This is a genomic window from Kitasatospora sp. NPDC049285, from assembly GCF_040678815.1.
Taxonomy (GTDB): Bacteria; Actinomycetota; Actinomycetes; order Streptomycetales; family Streptomycetaceae; genus Kitasatospora.
The window spans coordinates 17,462-33,401 of the sequence record NZ_JBFAQR010000073.1; the positions used below are offsets into that span (position 1 = coordinate 17,462).

At 75.2% G+C, this 15,940-nt stretch carries 8 protein-coding genes and 2 pseudogenes; 5 read left to right on the forward strand and 5 right to left on the reverse strand.

Going from position 1 to position 15,940, the window contains the following annotated elements; genetic code table 11:
* Positions 1-58 precede the first annotated feature (58 nt).
* Both AB0K51_RS30690 and AB0K51_RS30695 read right to left on the reverse strand, forming a co-directional pair.
* On the reverse strand, positions 59-2,698 hold the full coding sequence (locus AB0K51_RS30690) for an AAA family ATPase (RefSeq protein WP_363460810.1): 2,640 nt from the start codon (positions 2,696-2,698) through the stop codon (positions 59-61).
* The gene (locus tag AB0K51_RS30695) at positions 2,695-7,923 is read right to left on the reverse strand and encodes an acyltransferase domain-containing protein (protein ID WP_363460812.1); all 5,229 of its coding nucleotides are present in this window, start codon (positions 7,921-7,923) and stop codon (positions 2,695-2,697) included. The genes AB0K51_RS30690 and AB0K51_RS30695 overlap by 4 nt, the downstream gene beginning before the upstream one ends.
* Positions 7,924-8,603: 680 nt before the next feature.
* Between AB0K51_RS30695 and AB0K51_RS30700 the strand changes: the two genes are divergently transcribed.
* A complete protein-coding gene (locus tag AB0K51_RS30700; RefSeq protein WP_363460814.1) occupies positions 8,604-9,359 on the forward strand; it encodes an alpha/beta fold hydrolase in 756 nt (251 codons plus the stop codon).
* 63 nt (positions 9,360-9,422) lie between these two features.
* Here the strand turns inward: AB0K51_RS30700 and AB0K51_RS30705 are convergent, their stop codons facing one another.
* Complete coding sequence (locus AB0K51_RS30705; protein WP_363460816.1) at positions 9,423-9,815, reverse strand: DUF427 domain-containing protein; 393 nt, start codon at positions 9,813-9,815, stop codon at positions 9,423-9,425.
* A 247-nt stretch (positions 9,816-10,062) separates the two neighbouring features.
* Here AB0K51_RS30705 and AB0K51_RS30710 point away from each other — a divergent pair.
* Both AB0K51_RS30710 and AB0K51_RS30715 read left to right on the forward strand, forming a co-directional pair.
* Positions 10,063-10,614 (forward strand): annotated as a pseudogene (locus tag AB0K51_RS30710) (carbohydrate binding domain-containing protein); the annotation flags it as partial.
* Positions 10,615-10,794: 180 nt separating this feature from the next.
* A pseudogene (locus tag AB0K51_RS30715) lies at positions 10,795-11,781 on the forward strand (chitinase); the annotation flags it as partial.
* A gap of 90 nt (positions 11,782-11,871) precedes the next feature.
* On the opposite strand, the gene AB0K51_RS30720 reads toward AB0K51_RS30715, so the two are convergent.
* On the reverse strand, positions 11,872-12,555 hold the full coding sequence (locus AB0K51_RS30720) for a hypothetical protein (protein ID WP_363460818.1): 684 nt from the start codon (positions 12,553-12,555) through the stop codon (positions 11,872-11,874).
* Between the two features lie 217 nt (positions 12,556-12,772).
* On the opposite strand from AB0K51_RS30720, the gene AB0K51_RS30725 reads away from it, so the two are divergent.
* Together AB0K51_RS30725 and AB0K51_RS30730 are read left to right on the forward strand one after the other, a co-directional pair.
* Entirely contained in the window at positions 12,773-14,572 is a 1,800-nt protein-coding gene (locus AB0K51_RS30725) for a protein kinase (protein ID WP_363460820.1), read from the forward strand.
* A gap of 2 nt (positions 14,573-14,574) precedes the next feature.
* On the forward strand, positions 14,575-15,174 hold the full coding sequence (locus tag AB0K51_RS30730) for a hypothetical protein (protein ID WP_363460822.1): 600 nt from the start codon (positions 14,575-14,577) through the stop codon (positions 15,172-15,174).
* A gap of 6 nt (positions 15,175-15,180) precedes the next feature.
* Here the strand turns inward: AB0K51_RS30730 and AB0K51_RS30735 are convergent, their stop codons facing one another.
* Entirely contained in the window at positions 15,181-15,642 is a 462-nt protein-coding gene (locus tag AB0K51_RS30735) for a hypothetical protein (RefSeq protein WP_363460824.1), read from the reverse strand.
* Between the last annotated feature and the right edge of the window lie 298 nt (positions 15,643-15,940).

Sequence of the window (15,940 nt, forward strand, 5' to 3'; positions counted from 1 at the left end):
GACCGCTCTGGTGACGGCGGCGCGCCCGCCCGGGCGCGCCGCCGTCACCGCGTCGCCACTACCGCGCCGCCGCCGCGGCCATCCGGATCAGCCGCGCCCGCCCGGGGATCCCCAGCTTCCGGTAGATCCGGGTCAGGTGCTGCTCCACCGTGCTCACCGTGACGTGCAGCTCCTGGGCGATCTCCCGGTTGCTCTGCCCCGCCTGCGCCAGCGCGGCCACCCGCAGCTCGGCCCGGCTGAGCCGCCCGGCCGACTCGAGGACCCCGTCCCGCCCGCCCGGCCGCTCCGGGTCGCCCGCCGCCACCGGCACGGGCACGGGCATGGGCACCGCGGCCGACGGCAGGCGCTCCGGCTCGCTCGCGGCCTGCCCCGGCATCCGCCGGGTCGGCACGCTCCGGTGGCCCGGCAGGGCCCGCCGGCCCGGCAGCGGACGCGGCGAGACCGCCGCCCCCGCCGCGGCGCCCGTCCGCTGGGCCGGCACACCGCCCTCCGGCACCGCGGGCCGGGCGTCCAGCAGCCGGCCCGCCTCCGCGGACCGCCCCAGCCGCAGCAGCGCGTCCGCCGCGCCGTCACGCCACGGCAGCGCGGGACCGGCCACCGACTTCCAGTGCCCGAGCAGCTCGCCGCAGCGGGTGAAGTCGGCCAGCGCGACCTTCACCTGACCCGCCGCCAGGTGGTAGCGGGCCCGCGCCAGTAACACGTGCGGGCCCGCCAGGCTGCACAGCGCCCGCTGCGGCAGCGGGACCTCCAGGAAGGCCCGGGCCTCGGCCAGCTTGCCCTGCGCGGTCAGCGCGGCGACCAGCGTGGAGAGCGGACCGCCCAGCATGACGCCCCAGCCCTCGTACGAGATCCCGTCGAGGGCCTCCCGGGCGTGCCGCTCGGCCGCCTCCGGCAGGCCCCGACGCAGTGCGACCTGCCCGGTGCCCGCCGCGACGACCGCTTGCAGGGTCGGGCCGGAGCGGCTGGTCGGCCGCCCGGCCAGCCGGGCCAGCAGACGCTCGGCGTCATCCAGCCGGCCCGCGAAGGCGGTGGTGAGCACCGCGGCGACCACGCAGATCGCCGACTCGTCGTCCCACAGGCCCGGCTGCAGCACGCTCTCCGCGTGGGCCAGCAGCAGCGACTGCCCGTCCGCGGGCGGCGGCGCCGCGCCGCCGAGGCGCGGGTCCACGGTCGGTAGCAGCGGGTACAGGCGGCGCAGCCACGGGCAGACCGCCTGCGGCCGGCTCCGGCCGTCGTCGTCGACCGGGTCGGGCTCGCCGGCGGCGCCCACCAGCACGTCGAGGGCCTCCTCGGGCCGCCCCCACCACAGCAGGTACTCGACCAGGGTGAGCGAGTCCGCCGGGCGCAGCCGACCCTGCTGCGCCATTGCGACGAGCTCCGGGACGTACCGCACGGCCCGCTGCGGGTCGAGCCGCCAGGTGGCGCGAGCCAGCGCCGCGGTCACCTCGGTCCGCTGCTGCCGGTTCTCGCACGCCTGCTCCGCCAGCCGGAGGTAGCGCACGGCCTGCTCGCAGTCGTCGGCGTCCAGGCACGTGGCGGCCGCCTCGCGCAGCACGTGCACGGCCCACTCGCCGTGGGCGCCGCCCGCGGCCTCGATCAGCTCGGCGACCTCGGTGCCGTGCGCGCCGTCGTTGTAGCGCATCCGGGCGGCCCGCAGCCGCAGTTCGCCGAGCGACTCGGGCGGCATGCTGCCCCGTACCGCCGCGGCGATCGCGGGGTGCCGCAGCCGGCCGTCGGCGGCCAGGCCCATCGCGGTGAGGGCGCCGATCCCGTGCTCGGCGTGCTCCACCGAGACGCCGAGCAGCCGGCCCACCAGCCAGGCGGTCGGGCGGCCGCCGAGCACCGCCAGCACCTGCGCCACCCGGAGCACCGCGGGTTCGGCCCGGAACAGGCAGTGCATGACGCTGCGCGCGAACACCACCCCGGTGGGCGGCTCCGGACACGCCGGCTCGGTCCAACCCGCCTCGTCCAGCAGGGCGTTGAGCAGCACCGGGTTGCCGCCGGTGGCGGAGTGCCAGTGGTGCGCCAGCCGCTCGCCGGCCGGCTCGCCGAGGTGACGGGCGATCAGGGCGGCGGTGCCGCGCTCGCAGAGCATGCCGAGCGGCAGGCGCAGCACGTCCTGCTCGCGGGCCAGGCTCCGGTGGACGGCGGCGACGCCCGCCCCGGAGCCGGTCCGCTCGACCAGCACCGACAGCACCCGCGCCAGGCCCCAGCCGCGCAGCGCGGTGACCACCTCCAGCGAGGCGGTGTCGGCGTACTGGATGTCGTCGACGCACAGCACCACCGGGGTCCGCCCGGCCACCGCCTGGACGGCATCCCGGAAGGCCACCGCGACCCGGGCGAACTCCGGCTGCGGCAGCGGGTCCACGGCGGGACCCGGGACCGTGGTCAGCAGTGCCCGCAGCGGGCCGGTCTGCTCGGTGGGCAGGGCCTGCATCAACTGCCGCAGCACGCCCAGCTGGTAGGTGCGGGTGACGGGCAGGCCGACCGCCTCCAGGACCAGCGCCCCGGCGTCCCGGGCCCGGCGCAGCAGGTCCTGCACCAGCTCGGTCTTGCCGCTGGCGACCGGGCCGGTGACCAGCACCGCCCGGCTGCGGCCCTGCGCCGTCGAGTTGTAGACGGCGGCGAACTGCTCGGCGGAGAGCCGGCGTTCGCCCGGGCGGCCCGTTAGGTCGGGCTCCTCCGCGGCGAGCTTCACAGCTCCTCCAGCATCTTCGCCAGTTCGGCCAGCTCGGCCTGGAGCGCGTCCTCGGGGCTGCCCTCGTCGGCGCGGGCCTCGGCCACCGGGGCCGGCGCGGCGGCCGGGCGGGCCGGCTCCTCGGCGGCCTGATCGGGCGTCAACTGCCCGTACAGGAAGGCGGAGAGCTCCTGGACGGTCGGGTAGTTCCAGATCACCGTCGCCGCGAGCCGCAGCCCGAACCGGCGCTCCAGCCGGTTGCGCAGCTCCAGCGACATCACGGAGTCGACGCCGAGCGAGCGCATCGGGCTGTCGGGCGCGACGGAGGCCGCCGGCACCCGGGTGACCCCGGCGACGCAGTCGGTGACCAGCTCCGCCAGCAGCTCGCGGCGCTTCGCCTCGTCCTCGACGGCCAGCAGCGCGTCCAGTTCGGAGCGCAGGTCGGCGGCGTCGGCCTGCTCGGCGGCCGCCTCGGCGACCCGCAGCCGCATCCGGCTGATCGCGACGCCGGACACCCGGACGAACACCCGGCCGTCGGCGCCGACGATCGACACGTCGGCCAGCAGCCCCTCCGGGACGTCCGGCGCGGGCCGGACGGTGGCGTGCGCCCAGCACTCGTCGGTCGGCCGCGCGTGCACCACGACCCGCTCCACGCCGGTGCTGACGAACCCGCCGTCGGCGGCCGCGAGGACCGGCGCGAGGGCGGCCTGGATGGCGCCGTCGAGCAACGCGGGCGCCACCCGGAACTGCGCGGCGGCCGGCGACTCGGCCGGCACCGCGAGCCGGGCCAGCGCCTCGTCCGCCCCGAAGCGCACCTCGGTGACGGCCCGGTAGGCGGGGCCGTAGGCCAGCCCGCGCTCGGCGAGCGAGGCGTAGAACGCGGCGCCGTCCATCGTCCGGGGCAGCCGGCCGCCGGCCGCCGCCAGGTCGAGCGGGGCGGGCTCCGCCGCGCCGACCGGCTCCAGCAGGGCGGCGGCGACGCACACCTGCTCGGTGCCGAACCGCGCGAAGACCCGCAGGTCGTCGGCGCTCTCGTGCTCGACCAGCACCGCCTGCACCTGCCGGCCGCCGTCCTCGTCGAGCCGCAGCGGCTCCACGAAACGCAGCCCGGTGACGGCGTGCTCGCGGCCGGGGCGCACCTGCTCCGCCACCGCGAGCGCCAGTTCGACCACCGCGGCGCCGGGCAGCACGGCCTCCCCGCCGATCACGTGGTCGTGCGCGCCGATCGTGGTCCGGTCGTAGGTGGTCTGCCAGTAGTGGGTGCCCGGCTCGACGGCCGAGTCCAGCCGCTCGCCGAGCAGCCCGCCCCGGGCGGCCGAGCGGGCCGCGCCGGAGGCGGCGACCGCCTCGTACCAGAGCCGTTGCCGCTGCCACGGGTAGGACGGCAGCCGGGCGCCGTGCAGCGCGGCGCCGCGCACCAGGCCGAGGTCGAGCGGCAGGCCGGCGGTGTACAGCCGGCCGACCGAGCCGAGCAGGGTCTCCCGCTCGCCCTCGTTGCGCCGCAGCGAGGGCACCACCGCGACCGGCACGCTCCGGTCCATCGCCACCTGCTCCACGGCGGGCAGCAGGATCGGGTGCGGGCTCATCTCGGCGAACACCCGGGTGCCGGACTCGATCAACCGGTCGACCTGCCGGCCGAAGAGCACCGGCTTGCGCAGGTTGTCGACCCAGTACTCGGCCGTCATGTCGGAACCGTCGCTGACCCGGCCGGTGACGGTGGACCAGATCGGCACGGCCGCGACCCGCGGCGCGACCGGCGCCAGCGCGTCGAGCAGGTCCTCGCGCAGCGGGTCCATCTGCGGGCTGTGCGAGGCGACGTCCACCTTCACCCGGCGGCAGAAGGTGCCGGCCTCCTTCAGCTGCGCCTCGATCGCCTCCAGCGCCGGCAGGCCGCCGGACAGCACGGTCGAGCGGGCGCTGTTGCTCACCGCGATCGACACCGTGTCGGCGTACGGCGCGGTGACCTCCTCGGCCTGCTCCATGGTGAGCTCGACGGCGAGCATCGCGCCCTGCCCGCTGGCGCGGCGCATCAGGCCGCTGCGCAGGCAGATGACGCGCAGCGCGTCGTCCAGCGAGAGCGCGCCCGCCACGTGGGAGGCGGCGATCTCGCCCATGCTGTGCCCGACGACGGCGCTCGGGACGACGCCCCAGGACCGCCAGAGCGCGGCCAGCGCGACCTGGACGGCGAAGATGACCGGCTGGATCACGTCGATCCGGTCCATCCGGGAGGTGTCCTCGCCGGCCTGCAGCTCGGCGAGGATCGACCAGTCCAGGTAGGCGCGGGCCGCGGCGTCGATCTCCCGGATCGCGGCGTGGAACACCGGCTCGGCGGCGAGCAGTTCGGTGCCCATGCCGATCCACTGCGAGCCCTGGCCGGGGAAGACGAAGGCCACGCCGGCCCGGCTGTCGACGCCGACGGGGGCCGGCTCGGCGGCGCGCAGCCGCTCGGCCAGCTCGGCGGTGGAGCGGGCCACCACGGCCAGCCGGTGTGGGTGTTCGGCGCGCGGGGCGGCGGCCCGGCAGAGGTCGGCCAGGCCGGTGCCGGCGGCGTCCGCGACCCGGTCGGCGGTGCGGTCGGCGAGCTCGCGCAGGGCGGCCGCGGAGCGGGCGGAGACCGTGAACAGCTCGGCGCGGTCCGCCCCGTGGCCCGGCCGGGCGGCCGGCAGGCCGAGCGCGTGCAGCGCGGCGAGCGTCTCGGCGGCGCCCTGCCGGTCGTCGGCGGCGCGCAGCATGGTCCCGAGCACCACGGCCTCGCGGCCGGAGTCGGCGACGCACTGCTCCAGTCCGGCGGTCAGCACCGGGGTGGCGCTGAGCTCCACCAGGACGCTGTGGCCGTCCTCCAGCAGCGCGGCCACGGCGTCGGCGAGCACGACCTGCTCGCGCAGGTTCCGGCAGAAGTACGCGCCGGTGACCTCCCGCCAGTCGATCGGGCGGCCGGTGACGGTGGAGTACATCGGGATGCGGCCCGGCCGGGGCCGGATGCCCTCGGTGGACGCCGCCAGCTCCGGAAGGATCTCGTCGATGGCCGCGCTGTGCGCGGGCAGGCCGACCTTGACCATCGCGCCGAGCACGCCGTCGGCCTTGAGCTCGGCGAGCGCCGCCTCGAGGGCGGTCACCTCGCCGGCCAGCACGGTGGAGCGCGGCCCGTTGCGGGCGGCGACCACCACCCGGCCGTCCGCGGTGAAGCGGGCCAGGTCGGCGGCGGACCGGTCGACGATGGCCATGCCGCCGCCGCGGCCGGAGATCACGGCCTGCAGCCGGCTGTAGTGGTGCACCAGCCGGACGGCGTCCGGCAGGTCGAGGATGCCCGCGATGACGGCGGCGGCGATCTCGCCCAGGCTGTGCCCGGTCACGGCGTCCGGGCGGACGCCGCCCGCCTCCAGCCACTCGGCCAGCGCGACCTGGATCGCGAACAGCACCGGCTGGGTGACCGAGACGTCGTCCCAGCGGGTCCGGTCCTCGTCGACGTGCAGTTCCTGCAGCAGCGACCAGCCGGTGTACGGCTGCAGCTCGGCGTCGCAGCGCTCGAGCGCGGCGCGGAACACCGGTTCGGTGCGCAGCATCGCGCGGGCCATGCCGAACCACTGGTGGCCGTGCGGGGAGCAGACGAACGCGACCTTGCGGTCGGACGCGGCGGCGGCCGGGCCGTCCAGCGCGGACCAGTCCCACGGCTGCGGCTCGTCGCGGCCCTCCAGCACCACGTGGACGTTGGTGCCGCCCCACCCGAACGAGCTGACGCCGGCCAGGGCGCGCCGGTCGGCCGGCCACTCCTCCAGTTCGGTGGGCACGCGCAGGCCGAGGCCGTCGAAGTCGATGTGCGGGTTCGGGTCGCGGAAGTGCAGGTTCGGCGGCACCGCGCGGTGGCGCAGCACCAGGGCGGTCTTGATCAGCCCGGCGATGCCGGCCGCGCCCTCCAGGTGCCCGATGTTGGTCTTCACCGAGCCGAGCACGAGCTGCGCGGAGCGGTCCTCGGCGAAGGCGCGGTCCTCGGCGAAGACCGCGCCGAGCGCGCTGGCCTCGATCGGGTCGCCCAGCGCGGTGCCGGTGCCGTGGGTCTCCACGAAGTGCACCTCGCCCGGCGCGACCCCGGCCCGCTCGTAGGCGGCGCGCAGCACCTCCTCCTGGGCGACCGGGTTGGGGGCGGTGAGGCCGTTGCTCAGGCCGTCGTTGTTGGTCGCCGAGCCGCGGATGGTGCACCAGACGTCGTCGCCGTCGGCGAGCGCGCGCGACAGCGGCTTGAGGACGACGACGCCGCAGCCCTCGCCGCGGCCGAAGCCGTCGCCGCTCGCGTCGAAGGCCTTGCAGCGCCCGTCCTGGGCGAGTCCGCCGAACAGCGTGAGCGCCACCATGGTGTCGGCGCTGAGCAGCAGGTTCACCCCGCCCGCGACGGCGATCGTGGACTCGCCGGACCAGATGCTCTGGCAGGCGAGGTGGACCGCGAGCAGCGAGGAGGAGCAGGCGGTGTCGACGGTGACGCTCGGGCCGCGCAGGCCCAGGACGTACGAGAGCCGGTTGGCGATCATGTTGAGCGCCTGGCCGGTGGCCGAGTGCGAGGTGAGCGGGCCGGGGCGCAGGTCGGCGTAGTCGTGCCAGATCGCGCCGGCGAACACGCCGGTGCGGCTGCCGGCCAGTTCGCTCGCGGAGACCCCGGCGCTCTCCAGCGCCTCCCAGGCGACCTCCAGGAAGAGCCGCTGCTGCGGGTCCATCTCGGCCGCCTCGCGCGGGGAGATGCCGAAGAACAGCGGGTCGAACTCGTCGCCGGGCCGGTCGAGGTAGCCGGCCTCGGTGGGCATCCGGTTCAGCACCGACTGCGGGAGCCCGTCCCGGACGTCCTGCCCCGTGCGCTCCGCCGCGGCCCGCACCGCGTCGGTGCCGCTGCGCAGCAGCTCCCAGTACGCGTCCACGCCGTCGGCCTGCGGGAAGCGGCAGCCGATGCCGACCACCGCGATCGGCTCGCTCGCGGCCGGGACCGGGGTGGTGCGAGCGGCTCCCCGGGTGCGGGTCGCGGGCGCCGCGTCGTCCAGCAGATGCGCCGCGAGCGAAGTGATCGTCGGGTGCGCCCAGGCGACGGCGGGCGACAGCGGGCGGTCCAGCAGCTCCGCGAGGGTCGCGATCATCCGGGTCGCCTTCAGCGAATCGAGGCCCTGCCGCACGAACTGCTCGTCGTCGGATACGTCCTCGACGGCGCACCCGACCAGCTCGGACAGGACTCTGCGTATTTCCGCGACGAGAGAATCAGAAGTCAAACTTCCCGTGGCCAACACTGAAATTACCCCCGCAGATGTCCAGTGAAGCGATATGTATCTCAATATTGCGATAATATTACAGAGAATGTTTGAACCTCATCCTAGCCGTGCCCGACGGGCGGAGTCAAGGAACTTGACTCCTGTCCTCCGATTTGAGGCTGGCCATATCCGACATTCCTGGCGAAGCCCTCGCGAGGCTCTCGGGGGCCGTCCGCGCCGCGCCGCCGCTCCATGGTCAACTAGCGGGCGGGGTAGGGGAGTAGGGGACACAACCGCAGGCGCGGGCCGGTCCGGTCGGAGCGCAGGATGACGGCCGCGTTACGGACGGTGCCGGTGGTGCGGCGTCCGCGGGGGCCGATCGCGCGGGTCGGAACGGTCGTTCCAGCGGCCCGAACGGACCGGAAGGTGCCAATATCGACCCGGTTAATACGGGCGCCGGAACGCGGAGCCGAACACGCGGCGGAAACACGCCCGATACGCGGCCGACACGTGCGGATACGGTTGCACCCGTGCGGCCGGAACCGCCCGGCGGCCTCCGCCCGGTACCCCGCGGCGCCGGGAGCCCTACCGTTCCCCGGGGCGACTGTTAGCATTCGGCAAAAACAGCCGCGGCGAATTCCCCCGGCTCGTCGAATTCCCCCGCCCGCCCGTCCGACGCGTTGTGGAAGGACCGAACCACCGTGACCAGCACCGTCAGCACCGCCGACCTCTGGATACGCCGCTACGCCACCGCCGAGCCGGGCGCACCGAAGCTCGTCTGCCTGCCGCACGCCGGCGGCAGCGCCACCTTCTACGTCCCGATGGCCCGCGCCCTCGCCCCGCACTGCGAGGTGCTCGCCGTCCAGTACCCCGGCCGGCAGGACCGGCTCGCCGAGCCCCGGCTGGAGAGCCTCGACGCGCTCGCCGACCGGATCGTGCCGCTGCTGCTGCCGTACGCCGAGGACGGGCTGGCCCTGTTCGGCCACAGCATGGGCGCGACCCTCGCGTTCGAGGTCGCCCGCCTGCTGGAGGAGGCGGGCGCCGTCCCGCTGGCGCTGTTCGCCTCGGGCCGCGCCGCCCCGTCCCGCCTGCCCGCGGGCGGCACCGTCCACCAGGGCACCGACGCCGAACTCGCCGCCCGGCTCCGGGTGCTGGGCGGCACCTACGCGCCGGTGCTGGACGACCCCGAGCTGCTGGAGCTGACGCTTCCCGCCGTGCGCAGCGACTACAAGGCCGCCGAGACCTACCGCTACCGCCCCGGCGCCCCGCTGACCTGCCCCGTCCACGTCCTCACCGGCGACCAGGACCCGATGGTCACCGACGCCGACGCCCGCGCCTGGGCCGAGCACACCTCGGGCCCGTTCGCCCTGGACACCTACGCCGGCGGCCACTTCTTCCTGGCCCACCACCAGGCTCCGATCCTGGCCTCCGTCACTGCCCGGCTGTCCCGCGCCTGACGCCGCCGACGCGCCCTGGGCCGCACCGGAACTCCGTTGCGGCCCAGTCGCGTTGACCGATGATCAGGCCGCGGGCGGCGCGGGGGTGTCGCCCTCGACGGTGATCCGGGCCCGGGTGTCGTAGAACGACAGGTGGCCGGCGATGTCCGCGGCGGCGTCGAGCGGGTCGGGGTAGGACCAGGCCACGTCGGGCCGGTCCTCGACGGTGCCGTCCGGGCCGCGGTACGCCCAGTAGTGGGCCTCGCCCTTGAAGGGGCAGGTGGTCCGGGTGTCGGTCGGCGCGAAGAGCGCCAGGTCGACGTCGCCCGGCGGCAGGTAGTAGCGGACCGGCAGCCCCGCCTCGAACAGGACGACGGGCCGGCTGGACTTGGCGACGACGGTGCCGTCGATCTCGACGGTCACGGTCACGGAACCGCGGACGGTCTGCACCCGGTGGGCGCGGGCGGGGCTCGACACGAAGAACTCCCTCTGCTGGTCGGTGCGTTCGCTGCATTCTCCGTCATCGGGGCGAGCGGGTCGATGCCCTCCCTTGCGCGGTCGGGCCGCACCCCTCGCGATTGGTCCAGACCTATTGACGCGCCTTGCCGCCCCTCCTACGATCCGGTCCGGTACATCCCCCACATGCCCCCACCTCACCCAAGCCGGGCGTCACGCCCCCACGCGTCGGTCATGTCCATGACGCTCGGCGGGAAGGGAACGCCGTATGTTCCGTCGAAGGTCGCGTACCGCCAGCCCATCGGGCGACGCCCGCCCCGCTGTGCAGCGGGCCGCCGTGCAGCGCGCACCGCAGCTCCACCGGGCCGACACCGTCCGGCCCGAGCCGTCCGTCCTCAAGCGCGCGCTCGCCGGGGTGAGCGCCGTCGCGGTGATCGCCACCGGCGTCGCCGTGGCCGGCTCGGTCACCGCCGGGGCCGCCACCACCAACCTGGTCGCCAACCCCGGCTTCGAGAGCGGACTCTCCGGCTGGAGCTGCACCGGCGGCTCCGGCTCGGTCGTCGCCAGTCCGGTGCACGCCGGCGCCGGCGCGCTCAAGGCCGTGCCGACCGGCTCGGACACCGCCGAGTGCTCGCAGACCATCAGCGTGCAGCCCAACTCCCAGTACACGCTGAGCGCTTACGTCCAGGGCAGCTACGTCTACCTGGGCGTCACCGGCACCGGCGTCTCGTCGTCCACCTGGACGCCGAACAACGCGTCGTACGGCCAGCTCAGCGTCGCCTTCAGCACCGGCGCGAGCACCACCTCGGTGACCGTCTTCGTGCACGGCTGGTACGGGCAGCCCACCTACTACGCGGACGACCTGTCGCTCAGCGGCCCCGGCGGCACCAGCCCCAGCCCGTCCACCTCCGCCAGCCCGTCGACCAGCACCAGCCCGTCGGCCTCCGCGAGCCCGTCCACCTCCAGCAGCCCGTCGACGTCGGCCAGCCCCTCGACCTCCGCCAGCCCGTCCGCCAGCTCCACCGGCGGCGACACCTGCGCCACCAAGCCCCGTCCGGCCGGCAAGGTGCTGCAGGGCTACTGGGAGAACTGGGACGGCGCCTCCAACGGCGTCCACCCGGGCATGGGCTGGGTCCCGATCACGGACAGCCGGATCGCCGCGCACGGCTACAACGTCATCAACGCCGCCTTCCCGGTGATCCTGTCCGACGGCACCGTGCTCTGGCAGGACGGCATGGACGCCGGCGTCAAGGTCTCCACCCCCGCCGAGATGTGCCAGGCCAAGGCGGCCGGCGCGACGCTGCTGATGTCGATCGGCGGCGCCGCCGCGGGCATCGACCTCAGCTCCAGCACCGTCGCCGACAAGTTCGTGGCGACCGTCGTCCCGATCCTGAAGAAGTACAACTTCGACGGCATCGACATCGACATCGAGACCGGCCTGTCCGGCAGCGGCTCGATCGGCACGCTCTCGGCCTCCCAGTCGAACCTGATCCGCATCATCGACGGCGTGCTCGCCCAGATGCCGGCCGGCTTCGGCCTCACCATGGCCCCGGAGACCGCGTACGTCACCGGCGGCAGCGTCACCTACGGCTCGATCTGGGGCGCCTACCTCCCCATCATCAAGAAGTACGTCGACAACGGCCGCCTGTGGTGGCTCAACATGCAGTACTACAACGGCAGCATGTACGGCTGCTCCGGCGACTCCTACTCGGCCGGCACCGTCCAGGGCTTCACCACGCAGACCACCTGCCTGAACAACGGCCTGGTCATCCAGGGCACCACCATCAAGGTCCCCTACGACAAGCAGGTCCCCGGCCTGCCGGCCCAGTCCGGCGCGGGCGGCGGCTACATGGCGCCGAGCCTGGTCAGCCAGGCGTACAACTCCTTCAGCGGCCAGCTGAAGGGCCTGATGACCTGGTCGATCAACTGGGACGGCTCGAAGGGCTGGACCTTCGGCGACAACGTCAAGTCCCTCCAGGGCCGCTGACCTACCGTCAGCACCCCGCGCCCCGGGTACGGCCTCGGCCGTACCCGGGGCGCGGTCGTTCCCGGCCGGGCGCCGCGACCCGGGCCGGCGTCAGTGCTCCAGGTCGGCGCGCATCGCGGCGAACAGCCGCGCCGCCTCGGCCGGGGTGGTGTGCGGGAACAGCGCGACGGCCGCGGTGGAGGAGTCGACCCAGCCGCACAGCACGTCGGTCGGGCCGGTGGACTCCGGCAGGCTCAGGCACTCGAGGTCGCCGCCGAGCGGACCCGCCGGGTACGGCTCGGCGGTGGTCGGGCTGCCGCTGGAGCCGGTGCCGAGGGCGTAGTCGACCAGGCCGCGCCACAGGTGCTCGCGCCGCTTGCTCGGCTCCTCCGGGACGTTGTCGACGCCGACGAACAGCACCCGGCGCCCGGAGCCCTGCCCGGCCCGGTCGTAGTTGGCGGCCACCAGGTGCATGCCGTCGCGCATGTCGCCCGGGTCGACCGGGACGTCGGACAGCTGGCCGTCCCCGGTGGTCCGGGTCAGGCCGCCGGCGGTGCGCGCCTCGACCAGGGTGCGCTTGCCGCCGGCCGCGGGCGAGGCGGCGGCCGGCGAGGTGGCGGCCGGGCTCTTCGGGGCCGGGCCGGTGGCGGCGGCCGTGGACGCCGGGCCGGACGCGGGGGATGAGGCCGCGTCGCCGGCCGGGTCCTCGGGGTCGCACGCGGCGAGGGCGAGCGTCGCGGCCAGCGCGGCGGAGGCGAGCAGGACGCGGGCGGTGAGCGGCTGACGTCTGGTCAAGGTGGAGCCCCCTGGTGTGGTGGTGGTGCCGACGGGCTGCTGAACCCGTGTGGTGCGGCGGCGGGCTGTCGGCCCGTCAGCAGGACGATAGGGGCGCGGGCTCCGCGATCCGGCCGGTGTCGCGATTCCGGACACCGGTGAGACCGGACGGTGACAGAGTGACGGCCCCCGATCACCGGGTCGAGAGCTGTCCTCCGGAGCCCCTACGATGACCGCCATGACTACTGGGGGGCCGGGCGCACCGCTCGTCGACGGCCGCTTCGAGCTGCTGGAGCGACTCGGCGGCGGCGGCATGGGACTGGTCTGGCGGGCCCGGGACACCGTGCTGCAACGCGAGGTGGCGCTCAAGGAGGTCCGCCCGCCGGACCCGGCGATGCTCGCCGCCGACCCCGCCGCGGCCTACGAGCTGCGCGAGCGGGTGCTGCGCGAGGCCCAGGCGCTGGCCCGGCTCCAGCACCCCAACGTGGTGATCATCTACCACATCGTGGACACCGCCGAACTCCCGCACCCCTGGCTGGTGATGGAGCTGGTCACCGGCGGCTCGCTGTCCGACCGCCTCGCGCGCGGCGCGCTCTCCCCGGAGGAGGCCGCCCGGATCGGCCGGGGCGTGCTCTCCGCGCTGCGGGCCGCCCACGCCGCCGGAATCCACCACCGCGACGTGAAGCCGGCCAACGTCCTGATCCGCGCCGACGGCACCCCGGTGCTGACCGACTTCGGCATCGCCGCACTCAGCGAGTCGACCAGCCTGACCGCCACCGGCGCCCTGATCGGCTCGCCCGAGTTCATCGCCCCCGAGCGGATCCGCGGCCACGAGGGCAACCCCTCCTCCGACCTCTGGTCGCTCGGCATGATGCTGTACGTCGCCGTGGAGGGCCACCACCCGCTGCGCCGCGGCACCACCATCGCGACCCTGGCCGCCGTCCTGGACGAGCCGCTCCCGCCGCCGGTGCGCTCCGGTCCGCTCGGGCCCACGCTGATCGCGCTGCTGGCCCGCGACCCCGCCGCCCGGCCCGACGCCGACCAGCTCGACCGGCTGTTCGCCGCGGCCGAGCAGGGCATCGACGGCACCCTCGGCGGCGGCTCGGCGTTCTCGCCCACCCAGCTGAACGACGCCGCCCCGTACCGGCCCACTCAGTTCGGCAGCGCCCTGCCCCACCCCACCGGCCCGCAGGACCGGGTGCCCGGGCCCGGTTACCCCACGGGCGGGTTCACGCCGGACGGCCACCCCACCGGCGGGCACGCCATGGGCGGGTACCCGACCGGGGGCTACCCCAGCGGTGCGCCGACGGCCGGCGGCCACCAGCCGTGGGCGCCGACGGTGCTGCCGCTGCGCCCTCCGCGCAAGCGCACCGGCCCGGTGCTGGCGGCGGCGGTGGCCGGCGTGGTGGCGGTCGGCCTGCTGGCCTGGTCGCTCAGCCACGGCTGGCTGGACCCCGGCAGCCACGCCACCGCCGGCTCCACCCCGCCGGTGACGGGCACCGCCGGCACCGGCCCGGCCGCCACCGGCACGGACCCCGCGGGCGGCACCACCCCCGCCGGCACCCCGAAGGCCGCGCCGCCCGCGACCGGGACCGGCAAGGACCTGCTCACCCCGGACGGCGCCCGCGGCATGGTCGACTCGATCCGCTCGTCGACCGGCAACGCCACCATCACCGAGATGACGATCTATCCGGACTTCGCCAGCGCCAAGGTGCTGACCAAGGACAACCCGAAGCACTGGGACCAGGTCGACTACCGCGGCGGCAAGGTCACCAGCAGACCCGGCGGCACCGTCAGCAGCACCGACAAGCCGGTCGACCTCACCAAGATCGACTGGAACCAGATCCCGACCGTGATGGCCAAGGCCCAGACCGAGCTCGGCGTCGCCACCCCCAAGTCGCGCTACCTGATCGTGGACTACGGGTGGTTCGCCGACGAGATCACCATCCGGTACTACCTGTCGGACGAGTACAACGGCGGCGGCTACCTCACCGCGGGCGCCACCGGCAAGGTGCTCAAGGTGATGAAGTCCGACTGACGATGAAGTCCGACCGATCCCGCCGAGCCTCCGTGCCGCGGGTCGGCCGGGCGTCGAAGAACGTGAGCCCGATCGCCCCGACCGGCGGCGAGGCCTTCCACCCGGACGTGGCCTTCGGCTTCGTCTTCTCCCCGCCCGCCGGCGGCCGGCAGTCCGTCACCGTCCGCCGGGCCACCGGCGCCGCGGCGCGCTCGCACGAGGCCACCGGCGACGCGATCCTCACCGACGTCCCGGTCGACCGCGGCGCCCACCCGTCGCTGACCGCCTACTTCAACGCCGAGGACGTCAAGGACGCGTACAACGCCGGCGAGCCCGCCGACGACTGGGCCGCCTACCGCGAACCGTGGACCGCTGTGCTGCGGCACTTCGGCGACTACGAGCCGGCCGCCGCCGAGCACGCCCTGCGCACCGTCCTGCCGGACGTCCTGCGCTTCGACCGCAGCCGGCCCGCCGCGTACCCCAACGGCCGGACCCTGATCGACGACGTGACCTCCGCCCGGCTGTCCATGCTCACCGGGGGCAAGGTCCCCACCGACCACATCGGCCAGCACACCGACCTGCTGCCCGACTTCCCCTACCTGGGCCCGCCGCACGCCGGCTGACGCCGCCTACGGTGTGACCTCCACGTCGACGGTGAAGGTCTGCTGGTCGGGCGGGCAGGGCTTGGCCTCGCCGCAGCTGGTCCGCTGGGCGGTCAGCCGGGCCGATCCGGCGGCCAGGGCGGTGAAGGCGGTGGTGACCGTCCCGCAGCCGGCGCCCGGGCGGCAGGACGGCGAGGCGGAGGTGGCGGGGGCGCCCGCGGGGGCGAGCCGGTCGGGAGCGCTGCTGGTCACCGCCGACCAGTAGGTGCTGTGCAGGTCGACCCGGACGGTGGTGCCGGGGCCGACCGTGATCCGGGTGCGGTCGGCGCTCTCGTCCAGCGCGACGGTGCGCCCGGCGGTGGCCGCGGTGCTCCCGGCCGCGGACGTGCCGGGCGCGGACGTCGCGGTCGAGCCGCACCCGGTCAGCGCCACCAGGGCGAGCGCGGCGCAGCCGAGTGCGGCGGTGGTCTTCGGGGACGGCGTCCTCATGGCGGGTCTCCATGGTGGGTCGAGCGGCCCGTTCATCGGCCGGTGCGGATCAGACGTGGTGGCGGCCCGATCGGATCCACGATCCGGCGTCCGAGCCCGACGGCTGCGGGCCCGGACGCGGCGGTGCCGGAAGGACCGAGGGGTCCTTCCGGCACCGGTTCAGCGACGCTGCGTCAGGAGACGTTGAGCGCGGTGTCGTCGACCACGAAGCTGGTCTTGAGCGAGGAGTCCTCGGTGCCGGTGAACTTCACCGTGACGGTCTGGCCGGCGAAGGCCGAGAGGTCGAAGGACTTCTGCA

What these genes read in the sequence shown, in the direction of transcription:
- AB0K51_RS30725 (WP_363460820.1), top strand. Translation starts at nt 12,773, where the DNA reads ATGACTACTGGGGGGCCGGGCGCACCGCTCGTCGACGGCCGCTTCGAG.
- AB0K51_RS30735 (WP_363460824.1), bottom strand. Translation starts at nt 15,642, where the DNA reads ATGAGGACGCCGTCCCCGAAGACCACCGCCGCACTCGGCTGCGCCGCG.
- AB0K51_RS30730 (WP_363460822.1), top strand. Translation starts at nt 14,575, where the DNA reads ATGAAGTCCGACCGATCCCGCCGAGCCTCCGTGCCGCGGGTCGGCCGG.